This window comes from Thiothrix lacustris DSM 21227, from assembly GCF_000621325.1.
Lineage (GTDB): Bacteria > Pseudomonadota > Gammaproteobacteria > Thiotrichales > Thiotrichaceae > Thiothrix > Thiothrix lacustris.
The window spans coordinates 87315-100934 of sequence record NZ_JHYQ01000001.1 but is presented as its reverse complement, the minus strand read 5'-3'; the positions used below and the strand labels follow the sequence as shown (position 1 = coordinate 100934).

The 13620-nt window shown below is 51.9% G+C and carries 15 protein-coding genes; 7 read left to right on the top strand and 8 right to left on the bottom strand.

Annotated elements, in window-relative coordinates:
* Nucleotides 1–3 precede the first annotated feature (3 nt).
* On the top strand, nt 4–1086 hold the full coding sequence (nagZ, locus tag Q394_RS0100475) for a beta-N-acetylhexosaminidase (protein WP_028487546.1): 1083 nt from the start codon (nt 4–6) through the stop codon (nt 1084–1086).
* 17 nt (nt 1087–1103) lie between these two features.
* Here nagZ and Q394_RS0100470 read toward each other — a convergent pair whose 3' ends face one another.
* Nucleotides 1104–1760, bottom strand: coding sequence for a hypothetical protein (locus Q394_RS0100470; RefSeq protein WP_028487545.1), 657 nt, complete (start codon nt 1758–1760; stop codon nt 1104–1106).
* Between the two features lie 141 nt (nt 1761–1901).
* On the opposite strand from Q394_RS0100470, the gene thiL reads away from it, so the two are divergent.
* From thiL to Q394_RS21810, 3 genes are all read left to right on the top strand, one after another.
* On the top strand, nt 1902–2849 hold the full coding sequence (gene thiL, locus Q394_RS0100465; RefSeq protein ID WP_028487544.1) for a thiamine-phosphate kinase: 948 nt from the start codon (nt 1902–1904) through the stop codon (nt 2847–2849).
* A gap of 75 nt (nt 2850–2924) precedes the next feature.
* Nucleotides 2925–3488: an SPOR domain-containing protein gene (locus Q394_RS0100460; RefSeq protein ID WP_084260290.1), complete on the top strand. Its 564-nt coding sequence runs from the start codon at nt 2925–2927 to the stop codon at nt 3486–3488.
* Between the two features lie 163 nt (nt 3489–3651).
* Nucleotides 3652–4332, top strand: a complete 681-nt coding sequence (locus Q394_RS21810; protein WP_169735866.1) for a DUF4124 domain-containing protein — start codon at nt 3652–3654, stop codon at nt 4330–4332.
* On the opposite strand, the gene argB is transcribed toward Q394_RS21810, so the two are convergent.
* Nucleotides 4253–5137, bottom strand: coding sequence for an acetylglutamate kinase (gene argB / locus Q394_RS0100450; RefSeq protein ID WP_028487542.1), 885 nt, complete (start codon nt 5135–5137; stop codon nt 4253–4255). The genes Q394_RS21810 and argB overlap by 80 nt on opposite strands.
* Before the next feature lie 133 nt (nt 5138–5270).
* Here argB and Q394_RS0100445 point away from each other — a divergent pair, with 133 nt between their 5' ends.
* Nucleotides 5271–6452, top strand: a complete 1182-nt coding sequence (locus Q394_RS0100445) for an acetyl-CoA C-acyltransferase family protein (RefSeq protein ID WP_028487541.1) — start codon at nt 5271–5273, stop codon at nt 6450–6452.
* Between the two features lie 52 nt (nt 6453–6504).
* On the opposite strand, the gene Q394_RS0100440 is transcribed toward Q394_RS0100445, so the two are convergent.
* From Q394_RS0100440 to coaBC, 4 genes are read right to left on the bottom strand one after another with little or no spacing between them, the layout of a single operon-like run.
* Nucleotides 6505–6831: a DUF3144 domain-containing protein gene (locus tag Q394_RS0100440; protein WP_028487540.1), complete on the bottom strand. Its 327-nt coding sequence runs from the start codon at nt 6829–6831 to the stop codon at nt 6505–6507.
* 34 nt (nt 6832–6865) lie between these two features.
* Nucleotides 6866–8266 (bottom strand): phosphomannomutase/phosphoglucomutase, encoded by a 1401-nt coding sequence (locus tag Q394_RS0100435; RefSeq protein ID WP_028487539.1) that lies wholly within the window; start codon nt 8264–8266, stop codon nt 6866–6868.
* A 3-nt stretch (nt 8267–8269) separates the two neighbouring features.
* The gene (dut, locus tag Q394_RS0100430) at nt 8270–8725 is read right to left on the bottom strand and encodes a dUTP diphosphatase (protein ID WP_028487538.1); all 456 of its coding nucleotides are present in this window, start codon (nt 8723–8725) and stop codon (nt 8270–8272) included.
* Between the two features lie 13 nt (nt 8726–8738).
* Complete coding sequence (gene coaBC / locus Q394_RS0100425) at nt 8739–9944, bottom strand: bifunctional phosphopantothenoylcysteine decarboxylase/phosphopantothenate--cysteine ligase CoaBC (protein WP_028487537.1); 1206 nt, start codon at nt 9942–9944, stop codon at nt 8739–8741.
* Nucleotides 9945–9996: 52 nt separating this feature from the next.
* Here coaBC and radC point away from each other — a divergent pair, with 52 nt between their 5' ends.
* Both radC and Q394_RS0100415 read left to right on the top strand, forming a co-directional pair.
* Nucleotides 9997–10668 (top strand): RadC family protein, encoded by a 672-nt coding sequence (radC, locus tag Q394_RS0100420; protein ID WP_028487536.1) that lies wholly within the window; start codon nt 9997–9999, stop codon nt 10666–10668.
* Between the two features lie 106 nt (nt 10669–10774).
* Entirely contained in the window at nt 10775–11491 is a 717-nt protein-coding gene (locus Q394_RS0100415; protein ID WP_028487535.1) for a hypothetical protein, read from the top strand.
* Nucleotides 11492–11719: 228 nt separating this feature from the next.
* Here the strand turns inward: Q394_RS0100415 and ssb are convergent, their stop codons facing one another.
* Both ssb and Q394_RS0100405 read right to left on the bottom strand, forming a co-directional pair.
* Nucleotides 11720–12220: a single-stranded DNA-binding protein gene (ssb, locus tag Q394_RS0100410; RefSeq protein ID WP_028487534.1), complete on the bottom strand. Its 501-nt coding sequence runs from the start codon at nt 12218–12220 to the stop codon at nt 11720–11722.
* Nucleotides 12221–12253: 33 nt separating this feature from the next.
* The gene (locus Q394_RS0100405; RefSeq protein WP_028487533.1) at nt 12254–13618 is read right to left on the bottom strand and encodes an MFS transporter; all 1365 of its coding nucleotides are present in this window, start codon (nt 13616–13618) and stop codon (nt 12254–12256) included.
* Nucleotides 13619–13620: the final 2 nt, after the last annotated feature.

Genomic DNA, 13620 nt, shown 5'->3' with positions numbered 1-13620 from the left:
GTGATGTCATTGGGGCCAGTGATGCTGGATGTGGCAGGGACTGAATTGAGTGCCGAAGATCGTGAATTATTGCAGCACCCGGCAGTGGGGGGCGTGATCCTGTTTGCGCGTAATTACCAGAACCCGGCACAGCTTGCGGCGTTGACGGCGAGTATCCGGGCGCTACGTGAGCCACATTTGCTGGTGGCAGTGGATCAAGAAGGTGGGCGGGTGCAACGTTTCCGTGAAGGTTTCAAGCGTTTGCCACCAGCGGGGTATTACGCGGCTTTGTACCAACAGTCACCTGTGGCGGCACGTCAGGTTGCGCAACGTATGGGCTGGTTAATGGCCGCCGAGTTGCAGGCGGTGGGGGTGGATTTCAGTTTTGCCCCAGTGCTGGATATTGACCGGGGTTTAAGTCGGGTCATCGGCGACCGTGCCTTTGGTGAGCACGCGCAAACGGTGAGCGATTTGACCGGGGCGTGGATGCAGGGTGTGCGGTTGGCGGGCATGGTGTCGGTCGGTAAACATTTCCCCGGTCATGGTGGGGTGACGGCCGATTCGCACGAGGCTTTGCCGTGTGACGAGCGCAGTTTTGAAACATTGTGGCAGGAAGATATGTTGCCGTTTGGGCATTTGATCGCTCAGGGCTTGGAAGCGGTGATGCCCTCCCACGTGGTTTACCCTTGTGTGGATGACGCACCAGCGGGATTTTCCAGCGCGTGGTTACAGACGATTTTGCGCGGGAAGATGGGGTTTCAGGGGGCGATTTTCAGCGATGCGCTGGATATGGCCGCAGCGGCGGCAGCCGGGGATTTTGTTGGGCGGGCGCAAGCAGCTTTGGCAGCAGGCTGTGACCAGTTACTGATGTGCAATAACCGTGCGGCAGCCGTGACGGTGGTAGACGCGTTGGCGGATTACCGTGACCCGGCAGCACAGGCACGCTTGGCGCGTTTGTATAGCCGCCATTTCACCCCGCTGGCGCAGGTGCAACAGCACCCGTATTGGGCGGAAGCTGAAACGCTGTTGGAACAGTTTGCGGCTTACAGTGTGTCCGGTGTGACCTTGGCGTATGACCCTACAACACGCGGCGGAACGGTGTTGTAGGTAGGAAGAGGTGAAGCTTACTCTTTGAGTTTGATGAGTAAGTTGCCTTCCTGGACGTGGATGTCTTCCACGCCAGCGGCGAATGACTGCCAGAAACCAGCATTGCTGCCAAACTCATTGACCAGATCAACGTTTTTTAGGTTGCCTAGCCAAGCGTTAGGTACGGGGACTCCCCAGACGCTGACGCCTTTGAGTTTGACAATGGGTTGGGCATTGGCATAGGCGAGTTCTATGCCAGCGTTCACTTTGAGGGTTTTGCCGCCGATAAACGGGAAGTCTGGGTCGAGTGGCAGTAGGATTTTGGCGCTGGCGAGATTGTCGGCAAGGTCGACCACGGCTTTCTCGCCCATGTCGGTATTTTTTGCCAGTAAAGCATTCAGCTCTTTTTCGGTGAGGGCAATTTCACGTTTTGCCCCGACTTCGGTATAGGGTTCTGGCGTCAAATCTGTGTTGCCGGTAGTTGCTTTTTCCATTAGGTCAGGCAAGCCAATGCGCTGGAGTTTTTGTTCCAGTACGGCGGTTTCTTGAGTATTCAACGTGACAGGCTTGAACGGTTTGGGGAACAGAAAATATTGCATTACCCACAACGTGACACTGACGGAAATAAATGCCGTCAGTAATACCAACCCTACTATGTGTAAACACCCAATTTTATGTTCTGAACTTGTGTTCATTGATGCTCCGGCAAAAATAATGTACGAGCCTATAGGGGGGGGCTGTGTCATTGTCATTGTTTAGCATGTAGACTAAAAACGTCTGGCTGGAGTTGTGAAAATCTGCCAGAGTCCATTATTTGACGATTAACGGTCGGTAGTATGTCGGAATTTGATCTCATTCGCGAATATTTTTTGTGGGGTGATGCCATAAATACAGTTCGTGTCGGTGTTGGTGATGATGCGGCGGTGTTGGATATACCGCTGAATAATGAGCTGATTATTTCGGTAGATACATTTAATGAGGGTATTCACTTTCCAGTGGAAACCCCAGCACATGCTGTCGGTTACAAAGCACTGGCTGTCAATCTTAGTGATCTTGCGGCAATGGGGGCGGAACCTGCGTGGTTTACCTTGGCCTTGTCGATGCCTGTTGCTGATAGGGGCTGGGTTAGTGAGTTTACACGTGGAATGAGAGAGTTGGCGCAGGAGCACAATATCTCATTGATAGGTGGCGATACGACGCGTGGGGCTTTGAGCATTACGATTCAAGTGATGGGGCTAGCAGCGCGGGGCGTGGCGTTGTTGCGCAGTGGGGCGCAAGCGGGTGATCTAGTGTGTGTATCGGGTACGCTTGGCGATGCCGCAGCAGGACTGGCGGTTGTGCAAAATCGTTTGGAATTAACGGCATCGGCGGCGGAATACTGCGTCCAGCGTCTGTATTACCCAACTCCCCGTTTGGCCTTGGGTGCTATATTACGGGGTCGGGCAACCGCTTGTATGGATATTTCAGATGGTTTGTTGGCTGATTTGGGGCATTTGTTACAGGCATCGGGGGTTGGTGCTTGTTTGTATCATGCTTTATTGCCAATTTCTTCAGCACTAAACACGGTCGCATTTGATCAAAGACTAGACTTTGCGTTGAGAGGAGGGGATGATTATGAGGTGTTATTTACCTTGCCCCCAGCTTTGTTAGCTGAGGTTCAGGAAGAGGCTTCCAAGCAGCAAATTGGGGTGACAGTCATTGGAAACATTGACGCACAGCAGTCTGATTTGCGGTTAGATTATGCTTTTCCCGACAAGCGGCGTGGTTATGAACATTTTTCTTGATAATGGTCTCTTGTGTTGGAACCTTTGCAAACATACCATTGTCTATCACAACAATAATTACTTAGGGCTTTAACGATGAAAAATAGAATGAAATTGGGCGCTGCCTCGCTAACGTTGGTAGCATTGATGTCAGGTTGCGCACCTACTACACAGACCACTACGCCTCAGGCAGGTGCCACTACCGGTGGTGATTATAACTCCTACGGTGGCAATACCGCTGGTGCGGCTACTGGTTATAATACCGGGACAGCAGCTAATACTACTACAACCTCTAATCCTTCTTATTATGATTATAGTTCGGGCGGTGCACCGACTGGCGGTACGACTTCTGGTTACGGGGCTGCACCTGTCAGTAATACTGGTGGTAGTTACTATGACTATAATGCGCCAAGTTCAGGTGGTAGTGCCAGCAATTCGGTAGGAGGATCTTACGCAGTACAGGTATTGGCAAGTCAGAGCAGCGGTACGGCTGAATCCATGCGTAGCCAAATGCAATCCATGGGGTTTAATGCTGTAGTTGATCAGGTTGGCGGCTTTTACAAGGTGCGTGTGCCGTTCAGTAGTGAAAATGAAGCGAAATCCAATTTGGGGCGTATCCGCTCCAGTGGTGCACCGGATGCCTTTTACACCATGCGCTGAGTGGTCGTTTAAGCATTAATGCCTTCTCAGAATGCCTCCAGCGATGGGGGCATTTTGCATTTTGTAGCACTAATGACTCCGTTCTTCTATGGAGACTCTGCTTTTTATCTAAATAAATGTTAAAAGTTATTATGGATTAAATCATATGAGATTTTTATCAGTCATGCCTAGGATCGCTACATTATATGCCATATACGTTGCCTTGCTGTTGTTGATGAGTGGCACTGTGCAGGCGGGTTTATACCGTTGGGTTGATGATGCCGGTGGTGTTCATTATTCAGATGTTGTACCTGCTACTGTTGAAAAACATGGGCATAGCGAACTCAACAGGCAAGGTTTTACGCTTAAAACAGTTCCTGGTGTTCCTACTCCTGAAGACCTTGCCGCCGTGAAACGCAGTGAAACACTGGCGCAGCTTCGCGATGCTTTGGATAATAAGCAGCAAGAGCAGGATGATCACTTGCTCGCAAATTATGCGGATACGCTTGAACTCGAGGCAGTATTTAATAGCAAGCTTGCCGTATTGGACAAGAATACCCGTTCGATTGTGGAACGTCGCCAGTCACTGGAGACCAAGCTGGCGACAGTTAAAACACAATTGGGTAAGGTTGAGGACGCTGCCCAGCGTGAGAAACTTAATCATTACATTTCGGAAGCAGAAAGTACGTTGGCCGCTTACGAGGATGCTCTAGAAGAAAACCAAACTGAGCAAGATCGTCTGCGCCAACGCTATCAAAAAGATCATGAACGTTTGAGTCAATTGCTCAACGTGTCACCATCGTCCCAACACCTTGATCCGTCAACAACTCCAGCAGTACTGCGTGCGGCACTCGACCGTCAATAATACTGGCACTTTTCGCGCCAGCAGCAATCGCATCCGTGGCGCACGCGAGTTTGGGTAACATACCACCCTGAATCGTACCATCGGCGATGAGATCCTGAATATCTTGCTGGCTCAAGACTTCCAGCAAAGTCCCTTCCTTATTGAGGACGCCCGGTGTATTGGTCAGCAGTAGCAAGCGTTCGGCATTCAGCACTTCAGCCATTTTCCCGGCCACAATGTCAGCGTTAATATTGTAGCTGGTACCATCTTCACCTACACCAATCGGGGCAATGACCGGGATAAAGCGGTCTTCTTCCAGCATCCTGACGACGCTAGCATCAATGTTGGTGATTTCACCCACGTGACCGAGGTCGATGATTTCGGAGGGCTGGTTTTCCTGAGCTTTGCGTTCCAGTACCAATTTGCGGGCAATGATCATATTGCCGTCTTTACCGGTCAAGCCGATGGCGCGTCCGCCTGCCTGATTGATCATGCTGACGATTTGTTTGTTGACCAGCCCGCCCAGCACCATTTGCACCACATCCATGGTTTCGGCATCGGTGACGCGCATCCCGTCAACGAAATGACTTTCCTTGCCAATCTGTTTCAGCAAGTTGCCGATTTGAGGGCCACCGCCGTGGATCACCACCGGGTTGATACCGACCTGTTTCAATAGCACGATGTCGCGGGCGAAACTCTGTTGCAAAGCCGGGTCGGTCATGGCATTGCCACCGTATTTGACTACGATGGTTTTACCGGCGTATTTCTGGATATAGGGCAGCGCTTCCATTAGGATAGACGCGGTACTGTGAGAATCACTGCTCATGGTTTGTGCTCTGTCAGTTAGAAAAATTAATCATTATATCTCAGTTAGCGTTGCTTGTTTCATTTGGAAATTGCTGGGTTCACGTAGAAGTGCCTGGCAAGCCAGCGTTCTTTTTGCTTTGGAGGAGATAATTATGAGTAGAGATGTTGTCGTGTTAAGTGCAGTGCGTTCTGCCATTGGTGCTTTTGGTGGTTCATTGGCAGACATGGATGCCAGTGAACTGGCGGGCGTTGTCATGAAAGAATCCATTGCCCGTTCCGGCGTTGATCCTCAGGAAATTAGCTATGTGACCGTGGGTAACTGTATCCCGACCGATTCCCGTTACGCCTATGTCTCACGGGTAGCGTCCATTCAGGCGGGTTTGCCGATGGAATCTGTGGCAATGCAAGTGAGCCGTTTGTGTTCCTCGGGTTTGCAGGGCATTGTGACTACCGCGCAAAACATCATGCTGGGTGATGCCGATTACGGTATCGGCGGCGGTGTTGAGGTGATGTCCAAAGGCACTTACATGTTGCCAGCACTGCGTTCTGGGGCACGGATGGGCGATACCACCGCGATTGATAGCATGGTTGCTGTGCTGACTGACCCGTTTGGTGTCGGTCACATGGGTATTACGGCTGAAAACTTGGCGACCAAGTGGAATATTAGCCGTGAAGACCAAGATGCTTTCGCGCTGGAATCCCAACGTCGTGCGGCGGCGGCGCAAGCAGAGGGTCGTTTTGCGTCACAAATTGTGCCCATCGTGAAGAAAACCCGCAAAGGTGAGGTAATCTTTGATGCTGACGAACACCTCAAGCCGAGCACTACGCTGGAATCGTTGGCGAAAATGCGCCCGGCGTTCAAAAAAGACGGTACGGTAACCGCAGGTAACGCTTCTGGTATTAATGATGGTGCGGCATTCTTCGTATTGGCGGCGGCGGATGTGGCACTTAATGCCGGTCACAAGCCCATTGCGCGTTTGGTTTCTTATGCACTTGCGGGCGTTCCGAATGACCTCATGGGTGAGGGCCCGATTCCTGCCTCGAAACTGGCGCTGAAAAAAGCTGGTTTAAAGCTGGATCAAATGGATGTTATCGAATCCAACGAAGCGTTTGCGGCACAAGCGTTGTCGGTTGCTAAAGGTTTGGAATTAGATCTAGATAAAACCAATCCGAATGGTGGCGCGATTGCGTTAGGTCATCCGGTCGGTTGTTCTGGTGCTTTCATTGCGACCAAAGCAGTATATGAACTGCAACGTACCAACGGCAAGTACGCCTTGGTCACCATGTGTATCGGTGGTGGTCAAGGTATTGCGGCGATTTTTGAACGTCTCTAAGCCTTAAGCTCTCAACAAAAAGCCACAGGCAATGCTTGTGGCTTTTTTTCGTTTAGCTTTCAGCGTTTTCTTCGTCAGAATGCTTGATATAGACCTTGTAGTTGTCCTTGAAGTCGCGCAGGTTGTCGCCGAGCATGTGGCGGAACTGTTTGCTGAGGTAGTCCATGGTGTCATCAGCGTCGGCGATGAACTCCTTGCGGTCAAGGGAGGTGGCCGCGACACCGAAGGTATTGAAACGGGCAGCAGCATATAGCATGGCTGCGCCGACTTTACCTAAATCGCAGGTTTCGACAGAACTGTTGGCCAGATCAATGAATTTTTCCGCAAGATCCCAGAATTCTGGGTCATTATCTTGCGGATTGGCGGGTTTCTTGCTCATGTGATGCACATCCTTGGGGAGTTAGGCAGCAAGATTAAAACGGCAGTGCCTCCGGGGTCAATTGTAGGCGTTGAATATCTGCACGGAACAGGGCGCGGATGTCTTCCAGTCGCCCCGGTGTATCGGCCTCAAAGCGTAAGGTAATGCTAGGGCTGGTGTTGGATGCACGTGCCAAGCCCCAGCCGTCGGCGTATTCTGCCCGCATCCCATCGAGGGTAATCAGGCGCTGCGCTTGCAACTGCTGGTCTTGCATCCAGATCGCCATGGCCGCCGTGGCGGCTTCGTAGGAGGCGAAGCGCAGCTTGTGTTCCGGGGTGCTAAAGCCTTCGGGGATGCGGGCGAAGACATCTGCCGGGCTGGCGGTTTCTTGTGCAAGGATTTCTAGCAAGCGGGCGGCGATGTACACGCCGTCATCGTATTCCATGCCCCGGTCGCGCAGCACGATATGCCCGCTGAATTCGCCACCCAATACCGCGTCGTGTTCACGGATGTATTTTTTCAGCAAGGAATGCCCGCTGATGCACATGCCGGGAATGCCGCCTGCGTCATGGATGGCTTTATCCAGCCGATAGGTGCATTTCACGTCATAAGCCACTACGCGCCCCGGCTGTTCAGGCAAGACGCTTTGCGCCAACAGGGTCAGGATGCGGTCAGGCCAAAGGATATGCCCGTCACCATCCACCGCAATCAGGCGGTCGCCATCACCATCAAAGGCGATGCCAATGTCCAGCGCTTGTTCCAGCACCAATGTTTGCAGGGCTTGCAGATTGGCGGGCTGGGTCGGGTCGGGTGAGTGGTTGGGGAAGTTGCCGTCTACGTCGCAAAACAGGGGGTATACTTCGCAGCCGATGTCCCGGAACAGTTGTTCCGCCAAGAGTGCTGTCGCGCCATTGCCGCAGTCTACCCCGATGCGTAAACGCCGTTGCAGGTGGATTTGCTGGCAAACCGCTTGCTGGTAGGCGGGCAGGATAGTTGCAGTGTGTAACTTGCCTGCTTGTGGTTGATGCCAGAGTTCGCCTCTGACAATGCGTTCGTAGAGATTCTGGATTTGTTCGTTGTATTGGCATTCGCCATTGATGACGATTTTGATGCCATTTTCGTTGGGTGGGTTATGGCTGCCGGTAATCATCACGCCATGCGGGGCAAGGCCGGATTGCACTGCAAAATACAGCACAGGTGTTGGCAACATGCCCAGATCGGTGACGTGGCAACCCGCTTGCAACAAACCTTCCGTGACTGCTTGCGCTAATGTTGGGCTGGAAAGTCTCCCATCACGTCCGAGTACGACAGATTGCGTGCCCATGTCGCGTAATTGTGAGCCAATGGCTTGCCCAATCAGGCGCACGCTGTGTTCGGTGAGGTTGTCGGCATACACACCGCGCACGTCATAAGCACGAAACAATGAATGCGCAATCGGGGAGTGTGGGATAGTCATAGCTTAGCTCCTTCCTGAGTGTCCGAAGCCGCCTTCGCCGCGTTGTGATTGATTGAAGTCTTCCACTTGCTGCAAGGCAACTTGTACTACGGGGACAAATACCAATTGGGCAATGCGTTCGCCCGGCTGGATGGTGAAACTGTCGTTGCCGCGATTCCAGCAAGAAATGAATAACTGCCCTTGGTAATCGGAGTCGATCAGGCCAACCAGATTACCGAGCACAATGCCGTGCTTATGCCCAAGGCCGGAGCGCGGTAGGATCACGGCTGCAAGGCTTGGATCACCGATGTGGATCGCAATGCCCGTCGGAATCAGGGTGGTCTCACCGGGGTTTAGCGGGATGGCCTCGTCGAGGCAGGCGCGTAAATCCATACCAGCAGAGCCACTGGTGGCGTATTCAGGTAGAGGAAATTCGTTACCAATACGAGCATCCAGGATTTTGTATTCAATTAGTGCCATTAGATGGTTTCCATTACTTATTGTGTTGGTTGTATTGTGTTGCGATCAATTGCATCAGTGCTTCGGCGAGCTGTTGTTTGTCCATCTCTGGTAAGGATGTATGACCATGTTTCCAGACAACTTCGAGCGCATTAGTGGCTTGGTCGAAGGCTTTCCCGCCTGCGACGGAATTGGCGGCAATCATGTCAATGTTTTTGCGTTCCAGTTTACTGCGGGCGTAAGTCATCAGGTCGTGGGTTTCAGCGGCAAAGCCAACGGTAAACAATCGTGGATGCTCTTGTTTAATGGTAGCCAGAATATCGGTGGTGCGTTTCATTTCAAGATGAAGCGTGTCAGCATTTTTTTTGATTTTTCGGTCAGCCACTTCGGTCGGGGTGTAATCAGCAACGGCAGCCGTGGCGATAAACAAATCAGCTTGCTTAGCCTGTTCGCTAGTCACGTTAAGCATGTCCGCCGCTGATTCGGTGGTAATGCGGCGTACACCAGCAGGGCATTCCAATGCTACATGCCCAGAAACCAGCATGACTTCTGCGCCCATGCTGGCGGCTGCGCGTGCTACGGCGTAACCCATCTTGCCGGAGCTGCGATTGGTGAGAAAACGTACCGGGTCGATGGCTTCACGGGTGGGGCCTGCGGTGATCAGTACCCGCACGCCGTGCAGTAAGGTACTGGTGGTGCAATTCCCTTCCAGTTCGCTGATGAGATCAGCGGGTTCAAGCATTCGGCCGAAGCCAGTATCGCCACAGGCTTGCACCCCTTCGGCGGGGCCGAATACGCTGATGCCGCGTTCTTTCAGAGTGCGGATATTGTGTTGGGTTGCCGGATTTTTCCACATTTGCTGATTCATGGCAGGGGCGACTGCCAGTGTTGCGGTGGAAGCAAGGCAAACTGTGCTTAGCAAGTCATCTGCCATGCCCCATGCTAGACGCGCTAGTGTATTGGCAGTGGCGGGTGCTATGAGGATGATGTCTGCCCAGCGTGCTAGCTCGATATGTCCCATGCCCATTTCGGCTTGTGGGTCGAGTAGTTGGGTGTGTACTGGGTGGCCAGAAAGCGCTTGCATCGTTAAGGGTGTAATAAAGGCTTGGGCGGATTCGGTCATGCAGACACGCACGTTTGCGCCCTGTTTTACCAACAGACGTAGCAGCTCGGCGGATTTGTAGGCCGCGATACCGCCACTGATCCCTAAAAGAATATTTTTACCAGTGAGTAGTGACATAAGATTTAACTTCTGGATCCCTATAAATCATGCATAAAAAAAGCGAACTATTATGGCAATTACTGACTGGCCGCTTGAAGACAGACCTCGTGAGAAATTAATGTCACGGGGTGCACAAGCTTTATCCGATGCTGAATTGCTGGCTATTTTCCTGCGAGTCGGTGTCAAGGGTAAGAGTGCTGTTGACCTCTCGCGGGAGTTGTTACAAACGTTTGGAAGTCTACGTCAATTATTTGATGCAGATGCACAAAATTTTTGTGCGACGCACGGTATGGGCGTGGCTAAATACGTGCAATTGCAAGCTGTTCTGGAAATGTCGCGGCGGTATCTGGGCGAAAAAATGCGCCGTGGTGACCCCTTGACTGATCCAGATGCTGTCCGTTTTTATCTCGTCTCTAAATTGCGTGACTACCGTTTCGAAGTGTTCGCCTGCCTTTTTCTGGATAACCGTCATCGGGTGATTCAGTATGAAGAGCTATTTCGCGGAACGATCGATGGAGCCAGTGTACACCCCCGCGAAGTGGTGCGCCGTGCGTTGTATCACAATGCAGCAGCTATTATTTTCTCCCATAATCATCCCTCGGGTGTCGCCGAACCGAGTCAGGCGGATGAGCGTATTACCCAGAAGCTCAAAGATGCATTGCACCTGATTGATGTGCGGGTGCTGGATCACTTCGTGATCGGTGATGAGGTGGTGTCGTTTGCTGAGCGTGGTTTGCTGTAATTTGTGAAAGGATGAGCAAAAACCATAGACGTGCTAACATGTTTCAACACCCTTTATCATTATTTTACTACCCTTAAGTTTTACTACCACCAAAAGGAATTCAGCCGTGAGTACAGCGGAACAGGAAAAACAAGTCAGCGGTGCAATGGAACTATTGAGCGCCTATATCGCCAAGCCACCTTGGGAAGATTGGATGGTTGAAGTCTTCTCCGATGCCATTGCTTATGCTGCGGAGATGTTAGAGCTATCCGGTGATGAAGTGTTGGATTACCTCGAAGAAGAGCCGCTGGGGCAAATGCTGCATTCCCATGTGTTTGAGCATTTTGTCACGACCGAAACCAATGAAGACGGCGAAACGGTACTGCAAGAGTTTATCCGTGCACGGGTACAGCAGGAAGAAAAGTCTTTCGCGTGCCAGTATCTGGAAGCGTTTGCCCATTCTGAATTGGCGCTCTGGGAAGTCGTCGGCAAAGTCGGTAAAAAGGTTGAGGTGCGCCGTTTGGGTTCTGATGAACCGAGTGTATTGGCACAATTGGATGCTACCAATATTCCCACCAATATCTGCATTGCTTCGCGCTTGCTGAGCCTGCCGAATAACCAGTTTATTTTCAGCTTTGGCATGTTGCCGATTGAACGGGCAGAGGCGGAAGAAATTTTGGTGTACCTGGATCAGGTGCGAGCGGAAATGTTGGAAACGGCTCAAAGTGAAGAAGGACAGGCGCATGATGCCGCCGATATTCAGGAAGCTATTACCGAAGAGTTAACCGATGTGATGTTCCACGAAACGCTGACTGCGTGGATTGGTCAAGGTTTCGAAAGCTAGGCACAAAAGAAAAGAGCCACCTATGGTGGCTCTAAAAACATTGTTTTAATTCTGTAGGTTGTGTCATGTTTTACTACGTTGTCACAACTCTTTAGCAGTGCTTGTATTCCTCCTAGCTGGCTCGGTGAGCTCCTCCAGTACAAGCACTGCGCGGATTATAAGAGGTAGGCTCACCCTTGCCTACTGGTGCGAAAGCCAGTGTTTGCAAGGGTATGCCCTAGATGACGCCTAGAACGGGATGTCGTCATCGAAGTCTTCAAAGTGATTGGAGTTGTTGCCGCCACCACCACTCGATGCCGGTGCGCTGCCACCTGAGTAACCACCACCTGAATTGCCTTGATTGCTACGTGGCGCAGGGGCATTGTCGTAATTACCTGATTCCATACCGCCACCGGGACGACCGCCCAGCATTTGCATGTCAGAGGCGACGATTTCAGTGGAGTAGTGCTTTTGACCGTCTTTTTCCCATGAACGGGTTTTCAGGCTGCCTTCAATGTATATCTGCTGACCTTTACGCACGTATTTGCCGACAATATCGGCTAATTGTTTGAAAAAGACAACGCGATGCCATTCGGTAGCTTCTTTTTTCTCGCCGGTATTTTTGTCTTTCCACGTGTCATTGGTGGCGACGCTGATATTAGCCATCGCGTCACCACTGGGCATGTATTTCATTTCAGGGTCTTTACCGACCGTGCCGACCAGAATTACTTTGTTGATACCTCGTGCCATATTCGTTCCTTATGTAAATATTTCCGTGAGATTCTACGCTGAAGGGGGGGAGAATGCATCCAGAGCGGCCTCGTCCAGACTGGCCTTGTCGAGTTTCAGATAAGCGATGCACTCATCTGCTGCAATGGCGACTTCCTTGACGCCCGGTACTGCCAACAACTCCTTGTGCAGGCGTTGCGGGTCAGACAGTAGCAGTGGGTCGAGCTTCAGTATCCGACTAGTATAGAAGGTTGGCTGCGGTAATTGCAGGGCAATCACAAACCAGATCAGTACCACGATGGCGCTGAACACAAAGACGCCGGTTTCCCCCCACGTATGGTTGATCATGCCGCCGAGGAAACCGCCCGCAAAAATGCCGAGGAATTGTGAGCTGCTGAAAATGCCCATCGCCGTGCCTTTGGTGCTGACATCGGAGTATTTAGCGACCAGCGAGGGTTGGGTGGCTTCCAGAAAATTGAAGCCGACAAAAAACAGGAAAAACGCCGCCAGTAACCAGTCGATTTGCGTATGCCCTAGTGCCATGCCAGCTTCTGCCATTACCAGTAGCAGGGTGCTGCCCAGCAGCAAGGTGCGGATTTGCTGCTTTTTTTCCGCAAGGATAATCATCGGGATGGCGATCAGAAACGAGCCTGCAAACACTGGTAGGTAGATTTTCCAGTGTTCGGCGCGGGGTAGGGCAAGCTCATGTTCAAAAATCGCGGGCAAGACCAGAAAGTTGGCGGTCATCACCAGATGGATAATGAATACGCCTGCATTCATGCGTAACAGGGCAATGTTGCGCAGTGCAGTGCCCAGATAACCTTTGATGATTCCAGCATCGCGGTGACGGGTAATGCGTGCGGGAGTAGGTACTGCCAATATCACCAGTGCAATGCCTGACAAGGCCAGTATCATGGTAAACCAGAAAATGCCCGGCACGCCGACACCGTGGAACTGGCTGATGATGGGGCCGAGGATCATCCCACCCATGAACGACAAACCAATGGTCATGCCGATCACGGCCATGATGCGGGTACGGTTTTCTTCACGGGTTAAATCGGCAGCTAAGGCCATGGTCGGGCCTGCAATCGCGCCCATGCCTTGCACCGCCCGCCCGACGATGATTAGCCACATGGAGCTTGCCATTGCTGCAATGACGCTGCCCAGCGCAAACACCAGCAGCCCGCCGATGATCACCGGTTTACGCCCGATTTTGTCCGAGAGCACCCCCAGCGGAATCTGAAAAATGGCTTGTGTCAGGCCATAAATGCCAATCGCCAAGCCCGCCAGAAACGGGGTGGCGTCGGGCAGGGTTTCGGCATACAGCGCAAACACGGGCAGGATCATGAACAGGCCAAGCATCCGCACAGCGTAAATGGCAGCCAATGAGGCGGTGACACGCCATTCCAGACTATTCATCG

What these genes read in the sequence shown, in the direction of transcription:
- thiL (WP_028487544.1), top strand. Translation starts at nt 1,902, where the DNA reads ATGTCGGAATTTGATCTCATTCGCGAATATTTTTTGTGGGGTGATGCC.
- coaBC (WP_028487537.1), bottom strand. Translation starts at nt 9,944, where the DNA reads ATGTCACTACTCACTGGTAAAAATATTCTTTTAGGGATCAGTGGCGGT.
- radC (WP_028487536.1), top strand. Translation starts at nt 9,997, where the DNA reads ATGGCAATTACTGACTGGCCGCTTGAAGACAGACCTCGTGAGAAATTA.
- Q394_RS0100440 (WP_028487540.1), bottom strand. Translation starts at nt 6,831, where the DNA reads ATGAGCAAGAAACCCGCCAATCCGCAAGATAATGACCCAGAATTCTGG.
- argB (WP_028487542.1), bottom strand. Translation starts at nt 5,137, where the DNA reads ATGAGCAGTGATTCTCACAGTACCGCGTCTATCCTAATGGAAGCGCTG.
- Q394_RS0100435 (WP_028487539.1), bottom strand. Translation starts at nt 8,266, where the DNA reads ATGACTATCCCACACTCCCCGATTGCGCATTCATTGTTTCGTGCTTAT.
- nagZ (WP_028487546.1), top strand. Translation starts at nt 4, where the DNA reads ATGTCATTGGGGCCAGTGATGCTGGATGTGGCAGGGACTGAATTGAGT.
- dut (WP_028487538.1), bottom strand. Translation starts at nt 8,725, where the DNA reads ATGGCACTAATTGAATACAAAATCCTGGATGCTCGTATTGGTAACGAA.
- Q394_RS0100470 (WP_028487545.1), bottom strand. Translation starts at nt 1,760, where the DNA reads ATGAACACAAGTTCAGAACATAAAATTGGGTGTTTACACATAGTAGGG.
- Q394_RS0100405 (WP_028487533.1), bottom strand. Translation starts at nt 13,618, where the DNA reads ATGAATAGTCTGGAATGGCGTGTCACCGCCTCATTGGCTGCCATTTAC.
- Q394_RS0100460 (WP_084260290.1), top strand. Translation starts at nt 2,925, where the DNA reads ATGAAAAATAGAATGAAATTGGGCGCTGCCTCGCTAACGTTGGTAGCA.
- Q394_RS0100445 (WP_028487541.1), top strand. Translation starts at nt 5,271, where the DNA reads ATGAGTAGAGATGTTGTCGTGTTAAGTGCAGTGCGTTCTGCCATTGGT.
- Q394_RS21810 (WP_169735866.1), top strand. Translation starts at nt 3,652, where the DNA reads ATGCCTAGGATCGCTACATTATATGCCATATACGTTGCCTTGCTGTTG.
- ssb (WP_028487534.1), bottom strand. Translation starts at nt 12,220, where the DNA reads ATGGCACGAGGTATCAACAAAGTAATTCTGGTCGGCACGGTCGGTAAA.